Origin of the sequence: Sphingobium sp. B11D3D (assembly GCF_025961755.1) — a bacterium.
In the GTDB taxonomy this organism is placed as follows: domain Bacteria; phylum Pseudomonadota; class Alphaproteobacteria; order Sphingomonadales; family Sphingomonadaceae; genus Sphingobium.
This window is the reverse complement of record NZ_JAOQOG010000001.1, coordinates 2,533,064-2,553,084: the sequence shown is the minus strand read 5'-3', so window position 1 is coordinate 2,553,084 and position 20,021 is coordinate 2,533,064. Positions and strand designations below refer to the sequence as shown.

At 64.3% G+C, this 20,021-nt stretch carries 17 protein-coding genes; 12 read left to right on the top strand and 5 right to left on the bottom strand.

Features of this window, described 5'->3' with window-relative positions; all coding sequences use genetic code 11:
• Window positions 1-191 precede the first annotated feature (191 nt).
• Window positions 192-1,322, top strand: coding sequence for a tyrosine-type recombinase/integrase (locus M2334_RS12035; RefSeq protein ID WP_264605530.1), 1,131 nt, complete (start codon window positions 192-194; stop codon window positions 1,320-1,322).
• 369 nt (window positions 1,323-1,691) lie between these two features.
• Here the strand turns inward: M2334_RS12035 and M2334_RS12030 are convergent, their stop codons facing one another.
• From M2334_RS12030 to M2334_RS12020, 3 genes are all read right to left on the bottom strand, one after another.
• Complete coding sequence (locus M2334_RS12030; RefSeq protein ID WP_264594873.1) at window positions 1,692-3,005, bottom strand: glycosyltransferase family 4 protein; 1,314 nt, start codon at window positions 3,003-3,005, stop codon at window positions 1,692-1,694.
• A gap of 210 nt (window positions 3,006-3,215) precedes the next feature.
• Window positions 3,216-3,689 carry a copper chaperone PCu(A)C gene (locus M2334_RS12025; RefSeq protein WP_264605529.1) on the bottom strand — a complete coding sequence of 158 codons (474 nt, stop codon included), beginning with the start codon at window positions 3,687-3,689 and terminating at the stop codon, window positions 3,216-3,218.
• Window positions 3,690-3,757: 68 nt separating this feature from the next.
• The gene (locus tag M2334_RS12020; protein WP_264594871.1) at window positions 3,758-4,861 is read right to left on the bottom strand and encodes a glycosyltransferase; all 1,104 of its coding nucleotides are present in this window, start codon (window positions 4,859-4,861) and stop codon (window positions 3,758-3,760) included.
• Between the two features lie 301 nt (window positions 4,862-5,162).
• On the opposite strand from M2334_RS12020, the gene dnaK reads away from it, so the two are divergent.
• Both dnaK and dnaJ read left to right on the top strand, forming a co-directional pair.
• The gene (gene dnaK / locus M2334_RS12015) at window positions 5,163-7,070 is read left to right on the top strand and encodes a molecular chaperone DnaK (protein WP_264605528.1); all 1,908 of its coding nucleotides are present in this window, start codon (window positions 5,163-5,165) and stop codon (window positions 7,068-7,070) included.
• Between the two features lie 71 nt (window positions 7,071-7,141).
• A complete protein-coding gene (dnaJ, locus tag M2334_RS12010; protein ID WP_264574752.1) occupies window positions 7,142-8,269 on the top strand; it encodes a molecular chaperone DnaJ in 1,128 nt (375 codons plus the stop codon).
• 257 nt (window positions 8,270-8,526) lie between these two features.
• Here the strand turns inward: dnaJ and M2334_RS12005 are convergent, their stop codons facing one another.
• Together M2334_RS12005 and purF are read right to left on the bottom strand one after the other, a co-directional pair.
• Window positions 8,527-9,252 carry an SDR family NAD(P)-dependent oxidoreductase gene (locus M2334_RS12005; protein WP_264594870.1) on the bottom strand — a complete coding sequence of 242 codons (726 nt, stop codon included), beginning with the start codon at window positions 9,250-9,252 and terminating at the stop codon, window positions 8,527-8,529.
• Window positions 9,253-9,269: 17 nt separating this feature from the next.
• The gene (purF, locus tag M2334_RS12000; protein WP_181559103.1) at window positions 9,270-10,733 is read right to left on the bottom strand and encodes an amidophosphoribosyltransferase; all 1,464 of its coding nucleotides are present in this window, start codon (window positions 10,731-10,733) and stop codon (window positions 9,270-9,272) included.
• Between the two features lie 235 nt (window positions 10,734-10,968).
• Here purF and M2334_RS11995 point away from each other — a divergent pair, with 235 nt between their 5' ends.
• From M2334_RS11995 to M2334_RS11955, 9 genes are all read left to right on the top strand, one after another.
• Window positions 10,969-13,392: a membrane-bound PQQ-dependent dehydrogenase, glucose/quinate/shikimate family gene (locus M2334_RS11995; protein WP_264605527.1), complete on the top strand. Its 2,424-nt coding sequence runs from the start codon at window positions 10,969-10,971 to the stop codon at window positions 13,390-13,392.
• A 168-nt stretch (window positions 13,393-13,560) separates the two neighbouring features.
• Window positions 13,561-14,676, top strand: coding sequence for a rod shape-determining protein RodA (gene rodA, locus M2334_RS11990; RefSeq protein WP_264574755.1), 1,116 nt, complete (start codon window positions 13,561-13,563; stop codon window positions 14,674-14,676).
• A 283-nt stretch (window positions 14,677-14,959) separates the two neighbouring features.
• Entirely contained in the window at window positions 14,960-15,691 is a 732-nt protein-coding gene (gene ccmC / locus M2334_RS11985) for a heme ABC transporter permease CcmC (protein WP_264579396.1), read from the top strand.
• Window positions 15,692-15,702: 11 nt separating this feature from the next.
• On the top strand, window positions 15,703-15,834 hold the full coding sequence (gene ccmD, locus M2334_RS11980; protein WP_264569780.1) for a heme exporter protein CcmD: 132 nt from the start codon (window positions 15,703-15,705) through the stop codon (window positions 15,832-15,834).
• 1 nt (window position 15,835) lies between these two features.
• Window positions 15,836-16,327, top strand: a complete 492-nt coding sequence (gene ccmE / locus M2334_RS11975; protein WP_264569781.1) for a cytochrome c maturation protein CcmE — start codon at window positions 15,836-15,838, stop codon at window positions 16,325-16,327.
• Window positions 16,324-18,285 (top strand): heme lyase CcmF/NrfE family subunit, encoded by a 1,962-nt coding sequence (locus M2334_RS11970; RefSeq protein WP_264605526.1) that lies wholly within the window; start codon window positions 16,324-16,326, stop codon window positions 18,283-18,285. The genes ccmE and M2334_RS11970 overlap by 4 nt, the downstream gene beginning before the upstream one ends.
• Complete coding sequence (locus M2334_RS11965) at window positions 18,282-18,824, top strand: DsbE family thiol:disulfide interchange protein (RefSeq protein ID WP_181559109.1); 543 nt, start codon at window positions 18,282-18,284, stop codon at window positions 18,822-18,824. The genes M2334_RS11970 and M2334_RS11965 overlap by 4 nt, the downstream gene beginning before the upstream one ends.
• Window positions 18,821-19,243, top strand: a complete 423-nt coding sequence (locus tag M2334_RS11960; RefSeq protein WP_264574759.1) for a cytochrome c-type biogenesis protein CcmH — start codon at window positions 18,821-18,823, stop codon at window positions 19,241-19,243. Before M2334_RS11965 ends, M2334_RS11960 begins: the two co-directional genes overlap by 4 nt.
• Window positions 19,240-19,944 (top strand): tetratricopeptide repeat protein, encoded by a 705-nt coding sequence (locus tag M2334_RS11955; RefSeq protein WP_264605525.1) that lies wholly within the window; start codon window positions 19,240-19,242, stop codon window positions 19,942-19,944. Before M2334_RS11960 ends, M2334_RS11955 begins: the two co-directional genes overlap by 4 nt.
• Window positions 19,945-20,021 lie beyond the last annotated feature (77 nt).

Sequence of the window (20,021 nt, the reverse complement as noted above, 5' to 3'; positions counted from 1 at the left end):
GAGACCGGTTCCGTCATTCTGGACCGCGCCCGTTCGCCCGCCGCCTGGATCGAGGAGCTGGCCGCACGCGGCTTCGAGGTATCGGAGCGCGCTTTGCGGGACAGGGCTAACCGTCTTGGCGCCTGCCATCGCATCGGCCGCGCCGTGTTCATCACCCCCGCACATATTGATCTCATTCTCGGAGAAGCACGTTGCCGATCGAGCCGTATCGCCGAGGCCCGACCTGGTGGGCCAAGGGTCGTGTCGAATATCTCGGCAAACCCATCACCGAATATTACCGATGCAGCACTGGAGCTTCTGAAGAAGCGGGCGCGTGGGCATGGTGCCGGGACGAAGAAGAGCGGCGGATAGCCGAACACCTCGTCGGGGCGAGCCGGCTGCTGACCTTCGCCGAAGCCGTGATGATGTATCCGGCCAATGCGAATACGGCGCGCTACCTCATACCCATTACGGAACTATGGGGCGCACGCCTGGTATCCGACATCTCGCCCAAAGACGTGCGAGATTTGGCGCCCAGGCTGTACCCCAATGCCTCGACGGACACTTGGACGCGGCAGGTCATCACGCCGGTGCGTGCGGTCATCAACAATTTCCGCGATGCCGACAGCGGCGACCTGTTTCACGTCAAGGGCTACAGCAAGCAGGACCGCATCCGGCAGGACCGCAGGCGCGGCAAGCTCAGCCGCGTCAAGAAGGAACCGGGGAGCTGGGAATGGCTGCTCAAATTCCGTGAGCATGCCGGCGAGCGTCATGCCGCGTTGGCCCTCACCATGTTCGTGACCGGCGCGCGGATCAGTCAGGCGATCGCCATGCATCCTGATAAGCATTGCCGCTTCGATGAAAACCAGATCTGTATTCCCGGCGCCAAGGGCCATGATGATCGCTGGCTGGAAGTGCCGGCCGAGCTGGTGGCGGAATTGGCCTCGTTGCCGCGCCGCTATCCCCGTGGCGCCGTTCGCAAGCCAGAGAACCTGCGGCTCTTCGGTTTTGCTGATCGGTCCAGCCCGCGCAAGGGCTGGGTAAAGGCCTGCGAAGCCGCCGGCATCCCCGTCATCCCGTTCCACGCAGCGGGCCGTCACGGCTTCGGGCAAGAGATGAACGTCCGCCAGCAGATCGATGAGAAGGCAGCGGGCGCCTACGGGGGCTGGTCAGACACAGCGCTGATGAAACGCACCTACACCCATGCAGAAGAGACCGTGAGCAAGATCCACGGCGCCTTCTATCGCGGCCTCGCGCAAGCCGAAGCTGCCACCGGCCTGTCCCTGGCCCAAAGGGACTTTTCGTACAAAGCGCGTACAAAAAAGAAGAAGGGGGCAAAGTAATGCCAAATAAAGCAGAGACTTACAAAAACAGCCTCGTCACCTTCACACGGGTGGGGTCGCAAGTTCAATCCTTGCCGCGCCCACCATTAAACGCCCTGATTCAAGGGTTTTTAATGCACATTTCCGAGCGAATGAAAAAACCGCATTTCCGGGGCAGACCCAAAACAAAGGTCTCTTTCGTGGGCTGATCGGTGCAAATCCCGTACAGCATTTCACGCCGGTTTGCGGGTTCTAAATCAAATACATGCGGCGCCAATGTTCGCTCCCACATCGATGACGAGCAGTACCTTGCCCCTGGCCAAGGATAGCTTGGGAGTGATTTTCGATGGCACATGCTCGGGGGCAGGCCGTCGCCTCTATCCGGCCAGGCTAAGCGCAGGGTTTGAAATCGCTGTCACGGCGCGCGCCCTCAAGGCCCGTCCCGCTGATGAGAGCTTCGACGCCCCGAGGTTCGGCTCGACAGTATAGCTTCATCAGCGATGCCCGATGAGCGAACACGGCTTCGTCGTTCATGTGCGCACCATCCTGAGCCGCCCGGCCGATCAACGCCGCGAGGGCAGCCCGATCACGCCCCAGCCGGACCAGTTCAGCCGCTAAAGCCTGAGGATCCATGGGGGTGAGCACGCCGCCGCCGTGGCCCGAAATCAAATCCTGAGGATATGCTGACTCATAACCGACTATGGGTGTTCCGGACGCCAGCGCCTCAATCAGGTTTCGCGGAGATTCAGGTGTCAGGTGACAAAACGGCATCAGATGCGCCGCGCGCAACTTATCCAGCAGCTCCGATCGATCGACAAGGAGGCCGGGGAATTCGATCTGTTCTTCAAGCCCTTGCGCCAGCACTTTTGCGCGTGCCTCTTCCCGTTGCGGGCCATCGCCAAACCACTGGGCACGAAACGCTACCCCCGCCTCTTTGACGAGACGGAGCGTTTCTATCCAGTCCATGACACCTTTATCGGGGTGAAACCGCCCAATGTAGATCAGACGCAGTGGGGCGTGCTCGACGTCGCGTATTTTGCGGACCAGGCTCTCGTCCGAGATTTTGTCGTGCGGCTTCAAATGGATGTCGTGCACAAGAAACGAATTGGCATTGAACCCACGATAAGTCTGGTAGCAATCATTGCCGTGGAACAGGCCAAGCGCTGCCGAACCAATCGCGCGACGCTCCAGGCGTCGCGCGAGGCTCGCATTCATAAGCCTGACAAAGCGCCGGATGCCCGACGCTCTGAGGGCGTCGATGCGCATGACTTCCGACTCGACCCTGTCCGTCCACACGGCGACCTTCCGTCCTCGGCGAGCGGCCATCAGCGCCGCAACGGCGGCCCAGTCTCCCCATACCCCGCCAAGGGCACAATGGAGGAACGCGTGGCTGTCGATCAGCCGTGACAATTTGGCACGCATCTCTGGATAGGCCTTGGCAAAGGAAAGGGGCGTCCACCCTGGCGGCATCAGCTCAACGGCAAGATTGGGTCCCAAGCCAAGCCCTGCGATCGAGACGCTGTCCGCAGGAGGGGGAGCGTTCACGACCTTCACGCACAATGTCATCTGGCCGAAATGGCGAATCCATTGGTGCAGGCCATTCGCCGCCTGTTGCTCAATGAAGACATCGCCTTCGTACTGATGAACGAGAAGGGGCAAGATAAGGAGCAAGCCGCCCCACGGTTTGCTTGCCACGTCTTCCATCAACCGACCCCACCACATTTCTCCGCCCAGCCGCCCCATAAAGCGGGCGCGCGCGGCAGCAAGTCTCTAACTCCGCAAGTATTAAATCCGTTCTAACATTGGAGATCGTTTCGCTATCAGACGGGCCGCAGGTTCAGTCTTGTCTGCGCCACCATCCCAGGGCCGTCACGCCCATCTTCCCATCATATTCCTGGACAGGCTAAGCCCAGCTCAATGGCCGCTATGGTCTTCCATGCCGGCCATCTCTCCATCCGCGCCTGGCTGTTGCACGATGGCGTCGGCGAGAATGCGCTGGCCATTGGAGAAGATGAAGGTGAACGTCATCTTCTTGTCCTCAAGCGCCTGCGGGTTGATCGACCACAGCATGAGGTGCTTGCCGCCCGGTTCGAACTTCACTGTCGCGCCGGCGGGCACGTCCACCGTCTTCACTGGGCGCATGGAGGCGACGCCGTTCTTGGTGCCGCTCTCGTGAATTTCCACACGCACGGCCTCGTCGGTCAGCACGTCGCGCAACACGACATCATCGGCGCCGCCGTGGATCGTGAAATAGGCCGCTGACGGGGCATTGGGATTGGGGTTAAGGCGCAGGAAGCCGCCATCGACATCCAGCGGCGGGGGGTCGCTGCAAGCGACGAGCATCGCCAGCATCGCGGCTGCCGTGAAGAGGGTGCGGGCCTTGAGCATTGCCGTTCTCCGGTCGTCTATTTGGCTAACCCGATAGAGGCTGGGCCAGAGCATGCCAAGTGGGAGGGTTATTGGCCCCAGGCGATCGCGCTTTCGAGCCATCCGGCAACCAGCGTCGTAAGCGCTTCCTTGCTCAGCCGCTCGCGGGCCACCAGTGCCGCATTTGCGCGATAGCGGCGAAGCAGTGGCTCGTCGGCCAGGGTCGCCATGACGAGGTCGGGCAGGGCGGCAGGGTCCGCATAGGTCATGAGATGCTCGCCGGGCACGAGCACACCTTCGTAGCCGCGCGCTGAATAGTCGCTTGCGATGACTGCGCAGCCATATTGGATGGCTTCTGCCAGCTTGATGTTCGCGCCGTTGCCTGCTTCCGTGGAACTCAGGACAAGCGCAGCCTGAGCATATTCCTGCGCGATATCATCCACGAAACCGCCGCCGCTCAAGCCGCGCATCGGCGGGAATTCGTCCGTGCCCTGGCCGACGAGGCGCAGCGTGTAGCCCGCATCGTCCAGCCGGGCCGGAAGCCCGCTGCTTATGAGCGCTTCCATAGCCTCCCGATTGGGCTGCCAGTGGCGGGGCCCCACGAACAATATGTTGCGGCCACGCGGTTGCTCAGGATCCAGTGCGGCCTGAACCGTGCGGGATGCACCGGGAAGCAATTTGGGCTGTAGGCCCGGTGATGCGAGAACGTCCCCCTCATGCTTTGCAATGACGACGGTTTCCGCAAAGCGGCGCGCCCGGCGCCGCATGGCCATTTGCGTGAGCGGCCAGATCGCGCTTGCGAAGCTGCTGTCTGGCCAGAGCAGCGCATCCACATCAAGGATGCAGGGCGCCAGATCGAGCGGTGCGACAGGCGCGGTTTTGAAAAAGCTGCAGATCGCCGCGTCAAACGGAAACTCGCGATGAATGCCGTGAAGCAGGTCGTCGTAACGCCGCGCAGCCCGATAATAACCAAAGCTGCCCTGCCACCAGAGCCATTTCATACGGCCGGCTCGATAATCGAAAGCCATAGGCGCGCCGTAGTCCGCGACGCTGGGGGCGCTGCCGGGCAACGCCATATGAAGTACGCGGCATTCGCCGATGGTCTCGATTGCCTCCTTCCACAATCTGATGCGCTGGCCCGTCCCGTAGTTGCTCGCAGGCAGGTCCTCGGTAATCAACAAAACTTTGATCATAGGCACCCGCATAGCATGGACAGAATGGCCAAATCGTGCCCGACGGGTGAGCACCGCAGCTCACAATCGTCAGGCGCTTATTCGCAACCAGCTATGAACGGTCAAGTCACCCCTTAATTCGAGTGGCGTTCCCACGTGCTTGCGTTTCCGTCCATAGGTAATTCACCGAGGCTCTTGTGACCCGAAAACACCCTCCTATATCGGCGCGGTCAACGGGGTGGTTTCGGCCTGAGTGCGGAGCCGCCCCGGCAGCGGCCCAATTCCGGGCGCTCAACTACACATGGGGTACAAGAGGGCAAATATGGCTAAGGTTATCGGTATTGATCTCGGCACCACGAACAGCTGCGTCGCCGTGATGGACGGCGGCAAGCCGAAAGTGATCGAGAATGCGGAAGGCGCGCGCACCACGCCCTCCATCGTGGCATTCGCCAAGGATGGCGAGCGGCTCATTGGCCAGCCGGCCAAGCGTCAGGCCGTGACCAATCCGGACAACACCGTCTATGCCGTCAAGCGCCTGATCGGTCGCCGGTTCGACGATCCGCTGACCAAGAAGGACATGGAGCTGGTCCCCTACAACATTGCCAAGGGTCCCAATGGCGACGCCTGGGTGAATGCTGGCGGGCAGGACTACAGCCCCTCGCAGATTTCCGCCTTCATCCTGCAGAAGATGAAGGAAACCGCCGAGAGCTATCTCGGTGAGACCGTGACGCAGGCCGTCATCACCGTGCCGGCCTACTTCAACGACGCGCAGCGCCAGGCGACCAAGGACGCCGGCCAGATTGCGGGCCTTGAAGTGCTGCGCATCATCAACGAGCCGACCGCGGCCGCGCTCGCCTATGGGCTTGAGAAGAGCGAAGGCAAGACCATCGCGGTCTACGACCTTGGCGGCGGTACCTTCGACATCTCGATCCTCGAGATCGGCGACGGCGTGTTCGAGGTGAAGTCGACTAACGGCGACACCTTCCTCGGCGGTGAGGACTTCGACTCCAAGATCGTCGAATATCTCGCTGATGGCTTCAAGAAGGATGACGGCATCGACCTGCGCGGCGACAAGCTGGCGCTGCAGCGCCTGAAGGAAGCCGCCGAGAAGGCCAAGATCGAGCTCTCCAGCGCGCAGACGACGGAAGTGAACCTGCCGTTCATCACCGCCGATGCGACTGGTCCCAAGCACCTGGTCAAGACCATCACCCGTGCCGACCTTGAGCGGCTGGTCGAGGCGCTCATCAAGCGCACGCTCGAACCCTGCAAGAAGGCGATCGCGGACGCAGGCGTTTCCTCCAGCGAGATCAGCGACGTCGTGCTCGTCGGCGGCATGACCCGCATGCCCCGCGTGCGCGAAGTGGTGAAGGAGTTCTTCGGGAAGGAGCCGCACACCGGCGTCAACCCGGATGAAGTGGTCGCCATGGGCGCCGCCATTCAGGCCGGCGTGCTGCAGGGCGACGTCAAGGACGTGCTGCTGCTCGACGTGACGCCGCTGTCGCTGGGCATCGAGACGCTGGGTGGCGTGTTTACCCGCATGATCGATCGCAACACCACGATCCCGGCTAAGAAGAGCCAGGTCTACTCGACGGCTGATGACAATCAGCAGGCAGTGACCATCCGCGTCTTCCAGGGCGAGCGTGAAATGGCGGCGGACAACAAGCTGCTCGGCCAGTTCGATCTGGTCGGCATTCCGCCGGCACCGCGTGGCGTGCCGCAGATCGAGGTCACGTTCGATATCGACGCGAACGGCATCGTGAACGTGTCCGCCAAGGACAAAGGCACCGGCAAGGAGCAGCAGATCAAGATCCAGGCCTCTGGCGGTCTGAGCGATTCCGACATCGACCAGATGGTCAAGGATGCCGAGCGCTTTGCCGAGGAGGACAAGAAGCGTCGCGAGGGCGCCGAGGCGAAGAACAACGCCGAGAGCCTGATCCACACCACGGAGCGCCAACTCGCCGAGCATGGCGACAAGGTGGACGAGGCGCTCAAGGGCGAGATCGAGGCGGCTGTCACCGCGGCCAAGAGCGCAGTCGAGGGCGGCGATGTCGAGGCCATGAAGACCAAGACCCAGGAACTGGCTCAGGTCTCTATGAAGCTGGGCCAGGCGATCTACGAGAAGGAGCAGGCTGCGGCCGCGTCTCCGGGCGCCGAAGGCACGGCCCAGAAGGCTGATGATGACGTCGTCGACGCCGAGTTCTCGGAAGTCGACGAAGACAACAAAGCCTGATTGAACGGAAATGACGCCCGGCCGGCCCATCAACTGGCCGGCCGGGCGATTGCTTGGGACTGCTGCGGGGCATGAGTAGCAAAATCGATTATTACGAGCTGCTCGAAGTCGAGCGGACAGCGGATGGCGCGACGATCAAGTCCGCCTATCGCAAGCTGGCCATGCAGTGTCATCCGGATCGCAATCCGGGCTGCAAGGAGAGCGAAGCCAAGTTCAAGGCGATCAACGAAGCTTATGACTGCCTAAAGGACGAGCAGAAGCGCGCGGCTTATGATCGGTTCGGCCACGCCGCTTTCGAGCAGGGCGGCATGGGCGGCGGACGGGGCGGTCAGGCCGGCTTCTCCGATTTCTCCGATATTTTCGAGACGATCTTCGGCGATGGTTTTGGCGGCGGTGGCCGGCAACAGACACGGCGCGGCGCGGACCTGCGCTACGACATGGAAATCTCGCTGGAAGATGCCTTCCATGGGCGCGACACGACCATCGAGATCGATGTTTCCACCCAGTGCGACGCCTGCGACGGTAGCGGCGCGGAGCCGGGGACCAGCGTGGAAAGCTGCCCGACCTGCGGTGGCCACGGCAAGGTGCGGGCGCAGCAGGGCTTCTTCGTCATCGAGCGGACCTGCCCGAGCTGTCATGGCGCGGGCCAGCGGATCAAATCACCCTGTCGCGCCTGTCGCGGCGAGGGGCGTGTCGACAAGCGCCGTTCGCTGGACGTGAAGGTGCCGGCTGGCGTCGATGAAGGCACGCGCATTCGCCTCACCGGGCAGGGCGAAGCCGGACCGCGCGGCGCGCCGGCGGGCGATCTCTACATCTTCCTGCATGTGAAGCGGCACCAGATTTTCGAGCGGGACGGCACCAACCTGTTCTGCCGCGTGCCGATCAGCTTCACGCTCGCGGCCTTGGGCGGCACCATCGAGGTGCCCGGCCTGGACGGCGAGGATCATGAAATCCGCATTCCCGCCGGCATCCAGTCCGGCAAGCAACTGCGCCAGCGCGGCGCCGGTATGCCGGTACTGAACGCACGCGGCCGGGGCGATCTCGTCATCCAGATCGAAGTGGAGACGCCCACCAAGCTCTCTGCCCGGCAGAAGGAACTGCTGGAGGAATTTCGCGCCACCGAGACCGGCGAGGAATGTCCGCAGTCGAGCGGGTTTTTCAGCAAGATCAAGAATGTGTGGAGCGATCTGACGGAGTGATCTGAGCGGGTGGCGGGATTGTCGGAGCGCTTGTCAAAGCGCTGGTCAATCCGCCGTCGTGGAGCTCTGCTGCCCTAGGCTCCTGCCTGCGCAGGAGCACAGCTTGGGCTTAACGGCTCACTTGTACGCCCGATCAAACGTCCACGCGGTGATGCTCCACACCACCTTGTGCCCCTGCGCAGGCAGGAGCCCAGGGCGCAAAAGCACCGCCCCAAATCGTTGATGGAAAAAGCCGGCCCAATCGCCGGCCGCCGCTCTTACCGCGGCAGATCGACCCGCGTGCCGTCGGCCGCATCGCTGACCACCAGATCGGCAATCGCACGACCGACCACGTCCGGTGTCTTGAGCGTGGCCGGGTCTTCGCCGGGATAGGCGCGGGCGCGCATGGTGGTGCGGGTCGGGCCGGGGTTGACGATGTGGGTGCGGACCTTGGAAATCTTGGTGACTTCCTGCCCATAGGCGCTCACCAGCACGTCCTGCGCCGCCTTGGAGGCACCATAGGCGCCCCAATAAGCGCGTGGCGCCGTCGCGACGCCGGTGGAGAGGGCCACGACGCGTGCATCGCCGCTCTTGCGCAGCATGGGATCGAAGGCCGCGATCAACGCCTGAGTCGAGGCGATGTTGAGCGTGAGCTGCCGGGCGAATTCCTTGGTGTCGATGGCGGTCACGGCGGCAAGCGTGCCCAGCGTGGCAGCATTGAGCACCAGCACGTCAAGCGCTTCCCAGCGCCCGCTGATCGCCGTGGCCAGGCGCCCGATGCTCTCCCCGTCGGTCAGGTCGAGCGGGGCGATGGTGGCGCTGCCACCGGCGGCGTGGATCTGTTCTTCCACCGCTTCAAGATCCGGCACGGACCGCGCGACCAGAACCACATGCGCGCCATCGCGCGCGAGTTCGATGGCGGTGGCCGCGCCGATGCCCCGGCTGGCGCCGGTGACGAGGGCAAGGCGCCCGGCCAGGGGCCGGTTGTCGGTCGTGTCGGTCATGCTGTCTCCGCTCCGGCTCAGACCACGCGTTCGCGCAGCAGTTCGAGCTGGTTCACTTCGGCCTGATCGTCGAAGTCGGTGAGGGTGGTGGGATAATCGCCGGTGAAGCAGGCATCGCAATATTGCGGCAGCTCATCGTTGCGGCGGGCCTCGCCGATCGCCCGGTAGAGGCCTTCGATCGACACGAAGGCGAGGCTGTCGGCATGAATGAACGAACACATCTGCGAAACGTCCATGCGGTGCGCGAGCAGCTTGGCGCGCTCGGGCGTATCGACGCCGTAGAAGCAGCTATGCCGGGTCGGCGGGCTGGCGATGCGCATATGCACATCCTTGGCGCCGGCCTCGCGCATCATCTGCACGATCTTGAGGCTGGTGGTGCCGCGCACGATCGAATCGTCGATTAGCACGATGCGCTTGCCGGCGATCAGCGCGCGATTGGCATTGTGCTTGAGCTTCACGCCCAGATGGCGAACCTTGTCGCCCGGCTGGATGAAGGTGCGGCCAACATAATGCGAGCGGATGATGCCCAGCTCGAACGGAATGCCCGATTGCTGCGCATAGCCGATGGCGGCAGGCACGCCGCTATCCGGCACGGGAATCACGAGATCGGCATCGACCGGGCTCTCGATGGCCAGCTGCGCGCCAATGCCCTTGCGGACCGAATAGACGCTGCTGCCATCCACGATGGAATCCGGCCGCGAGAAATAGACATGCTCGAAGATGCAGGGGCGGGCCTGCGCCGTCTCGCCAAAGGGGCGGTGCGAGCGGATTTCGCCGCCCTGCGTCACGACGATCAATTCGCCGGGCTCGACCTGCCGGATATATTCCGCGCCGACCACATCGAACGCGACAGTCTCGGAGGCGAAGATGATTGCATCGCCCAGCCGGCCCATGACGAGCGGACGGATGCCAAGCGGATCGCGGCAGGCGATCAGGCCTTCGCGCGTCAGGCAGATGAGCGAATAGGCGCCTTCGACCTGCTTGAGCGCATCGATGAAGCGATCCAGCAGGGTCCGGTAACGCGATTTGGCGACGAGGTGGATGATCACCTCGGTATCGCTAGTCGACTGGAAGATCGCCCCATCGCGCACCAGCCGCTTGCGCAGGTTCATCGCGTTGGAGATGTTGCCATTATGGGCGATGGCGAAGCCGCCCGAGGACAATTCGGCATAGAGCGGCTGGACGTTGCGCAGCGCCGTCTCACCGGTGGTCGAATAGCGCACATGGCCGCAGGCGACATGGCCGGCGAGCTGGCGGATCACATCGTCCTTGTCGAAGTTGCCCGCGACATGGCCCATGGCCCGGTGGGTGTGGAACTCCTCACCGTCCCAGCTGGTGATGCCGGCGGCTTCCTGCCCGCGATGCTGCAAGGCGTGAAGGCCCAGCGCCACCATGGCGGAGGCTGTGTCGGCGCCATATACGCCAAAAACGCCGCACTCTTCGCGCAGCTTGTCGTCATCAAATGGGTGCGTGGTCAGCATGGCTCTACTCATAGCCGACGGGGTGCGATTCCCGCCGCGTCGCGATCCTCGTTGCCGGCCATATAGGAGCGTCAAACTGCTTTGTCGCCCCATTGTCGCAAGAAAGGTGGTGAATGCCCCGGGTTGGGCACGGGCGGGGCCTCCATAAGCGCGTGAAGCTGCCAAAATCGGCGAAGGGCATAAAGTTCGGAACCATGCCACCCGGGGGCTGTTTCCCTTGCAAAAGGAGATCGCCATGCCGGTTGATTGGACGTCCCGCGCGCGTGCTCGCTCCCTCTTCGCAACCATCGTCGGCGCGATTATCGCGCTGGTCGGCCTTGTGCTGGCTATCGGCGGCGCATGGCTCGCGGTGCTGGGTGGCAGCCTCTATTACCTCATTGCCGGGGTGCTCCTCGGTCTGGCGGGCTTTCTCCTCATCCGACAGCGGGTGCTGGGCGTTTGGGTCTATCTCGCGGCTTATGGACTTTCGATCATCTGGGGGCTGGCGGAGGCCGGGCTCGATGGGTGGGCGCTGATTCCCTTCACCGTCGGCCCGACGGTGCTCCTGATCCTTGTGCTGCTGACCTTGCCGGTGCTCCAGCCCGAGCGCTGGCAATGGCGCTTGCCGATTATGGCGAGCGTGGCAGCCGTGCTTGTGCTGGCCGTGGGTGGCGTGGTGATCTCCCGCCTCAACCTTCCTGACGTCGGCACGATGCCGGCGCGGCTAGCCTCGACGGTGGCCGATCCCTCGCTATTGCGACCCGGGACGGACTGGCCGGCTTATGGCGGCAGTTACGCAGCGCAGCGTTATTCTCCGCTCGGCCAGATCACCCCTGCCAATGTCGGAAAATTGCAGCGCGCCTGGGTGTTCCACACCGGCGATCTGCCCGAGGATATGGCCGACAACAAATATGGCGCCGAAACGACGCCGCTGAAGGTCGGGAATACGCTCTATCTGTGCTCGGCCACTAATATTCTCATCGCGCTCGATCCGGCGACCGGTCAGCAGCGCTGGCGCTACGATCCCAAGGTCGATCATGCGTGGATTCCCTACACGGCCGCGTGCCGGGGCGTCGCTTATTATGCTGTGCCGCAAGCCACGCAAGGGCAGGCCTGCGCGACGCGCATCATCGAGGGTACGCTGGACGGCCGCCTGATTGCCGTGGATGCGCAGACCGGCCGGCCCTGTTCCGACTTCGGCGAGAACGGCGCGGTCGATATCAAGCGCGGCATGGGCAGGGTGGTGCCGGGCATGGTCTCGATCACATCGCCGCCCACGATCGTGCAAGGCGTGATCGTGACCGGGCACCAAGTGCTGGATGGGCAAAAGCGGGATGCGCCGTCCGGCGTCATCCAGGGCTATGATGCGGTCACGGGCGAGAAGCGCTGGGCCTGGGACATGCTCAACCCGGATTGGGCGGGCGATCCGCCGGCCGGGCAGGAATATGCGCGCGGCACACCCAATATGTGGACCATTGCCAGCGGCGATGAGTCGCTGGGGCTTGTCTATCTGCCGATGGGCAATTCCGCCGTTGATTATTGGAGCGGGAGCCGCAGCCCGCAGGAGGACGATTTTTCATCCTCGCTGGTTGCGCTGGACGTAACGACCGGCAAGCCCCGCTGGCGTTTCCAGACGGTGCATCGGGATGTGTGGGATTATGATCTCGGGGCGCAGGCCACGCTGGTCGATTTCCCCAATGGCTCCGGCACCGTGCCGGCGCTGATCCTGCCGAGCAAGCAGGGCGAAATCTATGTGCTGGACCGTCGCACCGGCCAGCCGATATTCCCGGTGCAGGAGCGGGCCGTGCCGCGCACCGGCGTGGAGCCGCAGCGGCGCAGCCCCACCCAGCCTTACTCGACCTACCACACGCTCGCCTTCCCCGACCTCAAGGAAAGCGACATGTGGGGCATGTCCCCCATCGACCAGATGGTCTGCCGCATCCAATATCGTCAGGCGGAATATCGCGGGCGGTACACGCCTCCCACGGCGGACAAGCACTTCGTCGAATATCCGGGCTATAATGGCGGCACGGACTGGGGCGGCCTCGCCATCGATCCGGTGCGCGGCGTGATCCTCGCCAACTACAATAATATGCCCAACTATAATCGCCTGGTGCCGCGCGCCGAGGCGGACCGTAGGGGCTTCCCGGCGCCGCGCGGCGACGAGAAGGCGCGGGGCGGCAGCATGAGCGAGGGTGGCGGGCATGGCTCGCAAGACCCGCAGGCCGGCTCACCTTATGCCATCTCGGTAAATGCCGGCTGGCGGCTGTCGCTGACTGGCCTGCTGTGCAAGCGCCCGCCTTATGGTGGCATCCGCGCGATCGACATGCGGACGGGCCAGACCATCTGGGATCGCCCCTTCGGCACCGCGCGGCGCAATGGCCCCTGGGGGATTCCGTCCATGCTTCCCATCAACATCGGCACGCCGAACAATGGCGGCGCGGTGGTCACGGCTGGCGGTGTGGCCTTCATCGCCGCAGCGACGGACAATCTGATCCGCGCCATCGACATCGAGACGGGCAAGACGCTCTGGCAGGATACGCTGCCGGCCGGCGGTCAGGCGACGCCGAGCGTGTATGAGGTGAACGGCAAGCAGTATCTCGTCATCATGGCGGGCGGGCACCATTTCATGGAGACGCCGATTGGCGATGAAGTGATCGCCTACGCCCTGCCGGGATGAGAATGGGAGGAAACATGGCTTTGGCAGGTCGGGCGTGGCAAGCTCGCTCGATCTGCCGAGCGCTTGCCTGAGGCGAAGGGGTGAAGCGCGTGCTTTCACTGGAGGCGGAAAGGCATTAGGCGGGTAGGGCAACGTCGCCTTCCCAAACTCCGGTTCAAGATCCGTCCAATGATGCTCGTGCATGTCCCGCCTGCGATCGCCAACCAGTCCTGGCGTGCCATCGGCATCGTGACGGCGCTGGCGGTGGTCGGCGCGCTCGCACTCTATTCCATGGCTGGTGGTTCGATGGTGCCGTGGGCCGGTGCGCATCTGCTGCGCTTTGCGCTGTTTCTGATCCTGGCACTGGTGATTTCCTACATCCCCTCCGAGCAGTTCAAGCCGCTGCTCTTCCCGGCCTATCTGGCGAGTCTCGCGCTGCTCATCATTGTGCTGATGATGGGCATCGTGGGGGGCGGGGCGCGGAGCTGGCTCAATCTCGGCTTCATGCAGTTGCAACCCTCCGAGTTCGTGCGGCTGGCCGTCATCGGCATGGTCGCGCGATTCTACGAGATGTTGCCGCCCGCCGCGACGCGCTCCTTCACGGCGCTGTGGCCGCCGGTCGCGCTCACGGTGGTGCCCTTCGCGCTCATCCTGCTCCAGCCTGATCTCGGCACGGGCATGATGTTGGTGCTGTCCGTGGCGGTCGTGACCTTTCTCGCGGGATTGCCGCTGCGGCTGTATGCGGCGGCGGGCGCGGCCGCGATCGTGCTGATCCCGGTGATCTACAGCTTCCTGCTGCCGCACCAGCAGCGGCGCGTGACGATCTTCATGAACCCGGAGGCCGATCCGTTGGGCGCGGGCTATCATATCACCCAGTCGGTCATCGCCATTGGCTCGGGCGGCTTCTTCGGCAAGGGCTACCTGCAAGGCAGTCAGAGCCATCTCCATTATCTCCCTGAGTCGCATACGGATTTCATCTTTCCGGCCATCACCGAGGAGTGGGGACTGCTCGGCGCTACGGTCATCATCGCCTTGTTCTGGCTTCTGCTGCGCTGGGGCATGAACGTCGCGCGGGATGCGGCCAGCCGCTTCGACCAGCTGCTGGCGGCGGGGCTGACGTGCAGCCTGTTCCTCTACATCTCCATCAACATGATGATGGTCGTCGGCTTCGCGCCGGTCGTCGGCCTGCCTTTGCCGCTCGTCTCCTATGGCGGCTCCGCGATGCTCTCGATCATGATCTCGCTGGGGCTTTTGATGGGCATCGACCGCAAGACCCGCAAGCGCGCCAACCCCTATCTGCGCTGAGCTGCCTCCTCTACGCGAACCGTCTGTCTGATCGCGCCGTTCCTCCAGCCGCCACTGGAGAACCCCATGAAAGACAAGATCTTACGGACTGCCGGCAAGGGCGGCAAGCTCATCAGCACGCCGATTCTGACCATCCAGTTCTGACGACCAACTACGGCGTCCCCAAATCGCTGACACCCAGAACCAGCTCAAGGCTGGGGCGCGTGGGCCGGTCCTGCTGGAGGACGATATTCTCTACCCAAAGCCACTGGCGCGCCTGCCCCGCTGCCTCTAAAGGGGCGGGATGCACGTCCTTGCGAACCCGCGACGTTTCCTGGCGATTGCCGTGCCTGCGACGCCCTGGTGCTTCTGGGGCGGCATCCTCCTGATTCTCGCCGGTTGCTGGGCCGGGCTGTTCATGACCCCGGCGGATTATCTTCAGGGGCACAGCTTCCGCATCCTCTACATCCACGTGCCGGCGGCCTGGCTGGGCATGGGCGGCTGGAGTGGCCTCACCATCGCGGCGATCATGCAGCTCGTCTGGCGTCACCCGCTGGCGAGCGTTGCCGGCCGCGCCATTGCTGTGCCGGGGGCGGTTTTTACCGCCTTGTGCCTCGCCACCGGATCGATCTGGGGGCGGCCTACCTGGGGGACATGGTGGGAGTGGGACGGACGCCTGACCTCCATGCTGCTGCTGCTGTTCCTCTACATCGGCTATATCGCGCTGGCGCGCGCCAGCGTGGAGCGGGGCGATGCTGGCGGTGTCAGCCGCGTGACGGCGATCTATGCGCTCATCGGCGCGCTCAACCTGCCGATCATCCATTATTCAGTCGTGTGGTGGAACAGTCTCCACCAGGCCAAGAGCATCAGCGTGGTCGGCATGAGCAGCAGCATCGCGCCCTCCATGCTCTGGCCGCTTGGCTTGACCGTGCTCGGCTTTACCCTCTGGTTCACGGCGATCGTGCTGCTGCGGATGCGGGCGATGCTGGCGGAAAATCGGATCGAGGCGCGGTTGCGCCGGATGTCGCGGGGCTGAGGGCGTATATCATGAATCCCTGGCCTTTCGTGATTGCGGCTTATGGCCTCACCTTGGTTGCGACGGTTGCGACCAGCCTGTGGGCTTGGGCTCGCGCGCGGCAGGCGGAGCGCCGGGCGCGGGATTTGCTGGAGCGGGATTGAAATGGTTGCGGTGTCATCCAACAGAGCAGGGAACAAAGCTGGCCCCAAGCGCAAGCATCAGCGCCTCATCCTCGTGGTGCTGGCGCTGGCCGCGATGATCGGGGGCGTGCTGCTGGCCATGTCCGCGCTGCGCTCGCAGGCTGCCTATTTCTACACGCCCGCCGAAGCGCTGGCCGCCAAGGTCGAGCCGGGCCGCGCGATTCGTCTGGGTGGCATGGTCGAAGCGGGCAGTATCAAGCGCCACGCCAACGGAACGACGGTGGATTTCCGTCTGACCGACGGCAAAGCAACCGTGCCGGCTTCCTTCACCGGCATCACGCCCGACCTCTTTGCCGAGAACAGCGGCGCGGTGGCGGAAGGTGCCTTTGGGGAAGACGGCGTGTTCCGAGCCACCAACATCCTCGCCAAGCATGATGAGCGCTACATGCCGCGCGAGATGGAGGGCATCAAATATGATCCGCAGACCCATCAGGTGGATGCAAGCGGCCAATGATCGCTGAAGCCGGCCTTGCCGCCCTGTGGCTCGCGGCCACGCTCGCCGGCCTGCAATTGCTGCTCGCCTGGTTGGCCGTTGCACGCGGTAATGCCGATGCGGCGCGCTTCATCCGGCCGCTGGCGGTCGCGCAGGGCGTGCTGGCGGGTCTCGCCATGGCGCTGCTCATCGTCCTGTTCCTGATCTCCGACATGTCGGTCTATCTGGTCGCGGCGAACAGCCATTCGCTCAAGCCGTTCATCTACAAATTCGCCGGCGCCTGGGGCAATCACGAGGGCTCGATGCTGCTCTGGGTGGCAGTGATGAGCCTTGCCGGCGGCGCGGTGGCGCTGTTCGAGCGCAGTCTCGACCGCGCGACCCATTTCGCGACGCTCGGCGCGCAGGCGGCGATCAGCCTTGGCTTCTATGCCTTCCTGCTGTTTGCCTCCAATCCCTTCCAGCGCCTCAATCCCCCGGCGGTCGAGGGGCAGGGGCTCAATCCATTGTTGCAGGACCCCGGTCTCGCCTTCCATCCGCCGACGCTTTATTTTGGCTATGTCGGCCTGTCCGTAGCCTTCTCCTTCGCGGTGGGCGCGCTGCTCACCCGGCAGGTGGATGCCCGCTTCGCCCGTGCGATCCGGCCGTGGGTGCTGGGTGCCTGGGTCCTGCTGACCATCGGCATCGCGGCCGGCTCCTACTGGGCTTATTATGAACTGGGCTGGGGTGGCTGGTGGTTCTGGGATCCGGTCGAAAATGCCTCGCTCATGCCGTGGCTGGCGGCGACGGCGCTGCTCCATAGCGCCTCGGTCCTCGCCGCGCGCGATGCGTTGCGCGCGTGGACGGTGATGCTGGCAGTGGTCGCTTTCGCAATGTCGATGATCGGCACCTTCCTCGTGCGCTCGGGCATCCTGACCAGCGTCCACGCCTTCGCGGTCGATCCCACGCGCGGCAGCTTCATCCTCATTCTGCTCGGCCTCTATATCGGCGGCGCGCTCGCGCTGTTCGCTATGCGGGTCCACACGGTCAACGAGGGCGCGCGGTTTGATCCGCTGAGCCGCGAGGCGCTGCTCGTCGTCAACAATCTGCTGCTGTGCGTGATCCTGGGGCTGGTGCTCATTGGCACGCTCTATCCGCTGCTGACCGAAATGCTGGGCCAGAGCGTCTCTGTCGGCCCGCCTTATTTCAACGCGGTGATCGGGCCGATCACGCTCGTGCTGATGGCCGCGCTGGTCGTCGGGCCGCTGCTACGTTGGCGGCGGGACGAGCCCGGCGCGGCGCTGCGGCGTTCCGCTCCCGCCGCTGGTGCTGCTGCCGTCGCGCTGGTCGCCGTGCTGCTGTTTGAGGATCGGCCGATCGGCTGGTTGCCGCTGTTGGGGCTCGTCATGGCCGCCGCCGTGGCCGTGGCCAGCGTCGCGCCGCTCTGGAAGCGCAATCTGCGGCGAACGCCCATGTTCACTTATGGCATGGTGATCGCGCATCTCGGCTGTGCGGTAAGCCTCGCCGGCATGGCCAGCGAATCTGCCTTCTCTTCCGAGCGGCTGGCGGCTGCGGCGCCGGGCGACTCGTTCGAGATCGCCGGCTACACCGTTACCATGGATGGCGTGCGGCCTTATGCCGGCCCGAACTGGACCGCCATGGAAGCGCAGCTCGTCGTGCGGCGCGGTAACAAGGTGATCGGCACCGCGCGGCCTCAGGCCCGCTATTTCACCGATCCGCCGACGCCGACCAACGAGTCCATCCAACTTACCCGCTGGAACGGGCAGCTCTATCTGGTGCTCGGTGAAGCGCTCGAAAATGGCCGCTGGCAGTTGCGCATCTGGTGGAAGCCGTTCGTCACGCTGATCTGGGGCGGCGCGGGCCTGATCGCGCTGGGCGGCGCGCTGGCGCTGGTCGGCCGCGTCCGCCGCGAGCGCAAGCAGGCGCGGATCGCGCGCGCATCTGGCGCGGCTGCGGAGCATCCACAGGAGGCGCTGGCATGAAGTTCGGCAAGCGCTCGCTCATCCTGTGGATTCCGCTGATTGCCTATGTGATCTTCCTCGGCGTGGCCTCGCTCGGCCTCAACCGCGAGCAGCAGACGGTGGTGCAATCCCGGATGATCGGCAAGCCGGTCCCGCCGATGGACCTGCCCGCGGGCGCCTCCAGTCGCCCGACGCTCTCGACCAAGGCAATGGCGGACGGGCAGCCGCGGCTGCTCAACATCTTCGCGAGCTGGTGCGTGCCCTGCATCGCCGAGGCGCCGGTGCTCCTGCAACTCGCCCAACGGGGCGTGCCCATCGATGGGGTCGCGATCCGCGATGCCCGCGCCGATGTGGACGACTTCCTTACGCGCCACGGTAACCCTTATCAGCGCATCGGGCTGGATGAGCGCAGTGCCCTGCAATTCTATATGGGGTCTTCCGGAGTGCCGGAGACGTTCGTGGTCGATGGCAAGGGCATCATCCGCTACCAGCATATCGGCGTGATCGGCCCGCAGGATGTGGACATGATCCTCGAAAAGCTGCGCGAGGCGCAATCATGAGGGTCGCGCTGATCCTGCCGGCGTTGCTCGCCATCCTGCCAGCACCTGTGTTCGCGCAGACGGCACTGCCGCCCGCACCCTATGCCAATCGCCAGCTCGACGATCCGGCGCTGGAGGCGAAGGCAACCGAGCTGATGCACACGATTCGCTGCCTGACCTGCCAGAGCCAGTCCATTGCGGACAGCGACGCGAGCATGGCGGCGGACCTGCGCTCGATCATCCGCGAGCGCATCGCCGCGGGCGAAGACCCCGAGGCCATTCGCGCCTGGCTCATCGAGCGCTATGGGGATTGGATCAGCTACAAGCCGACCGCCGACCCCATTCTCTGGCCTCTGTGGGCGGCACCGCTGATGCTGCTGGGCGCGGGCGGGGCGCTGGCATATGGGCGGATGCGCCGCCGCAAGGGAGCGAAGGCATGACCGGCCTGTTGATCGCAGCGGGCCTCGCGCTCATCGTCGGCATCGGCATCATGCTTGGTGCGCGCCTCCCGCTCCGCCAGGCCGCGCCGGTTGCCACTGCGCTGCTGCTCGGCCTCGCCGGCTATGCCTGGCAGGGCAGCCCGGGGCTGGCCGACAAGCCGGTCGCGGCGAACGACTCGCGCGTGAAGTTCGATGAGGCGCTGGCCAAGAAGCGCTCGGAAATCGGCGAGCGGCTGACGGGTGCGACGAAATGGCTTGTCGTGTCCGACGCGCTCGCCCGCAAGGGCAACACGGCCGGCGCCGCCAATGTGCTGCTCTCGGGCCTGAAAGAATATCCCGATGACGCGAACATCTGGGTGGGGCTGGGCAATGCGCTGGTCGCGCATGGCAATGGCACGCTGACCCCGGCGGCGGATTATGCCTTCGCGCAGGCCCTGCATTTCCAGCCGGACGGCGTTTCTCCCAATTATTTCTATGGGCTTGCCCTAGCGGAATCGGGTCAGTTCGACCGCGCGCGTGATGTCTGGCTGAAGCTGGCAGCGCGCCTGCCGGAGGATTTCGAGCTGCGTGAAGAGCTGATCCGCAACGTGGCGTTGCTCAATGCGCTCATCGAGCGGCGCGATGCCATGGCGCATGGTGGCCCATCTCAGGGCGATGCCCCGCAGGCTGGAGCGCCTCAAAGCGGAAATGCCGGGCCCTGATGGTGCGTTGCGTGCCTCTCGACGAAGTGCTAGGGCGCCGCCCGTTCAGGGCAGGGCCTGGGCAAGGGAAGCGCGAT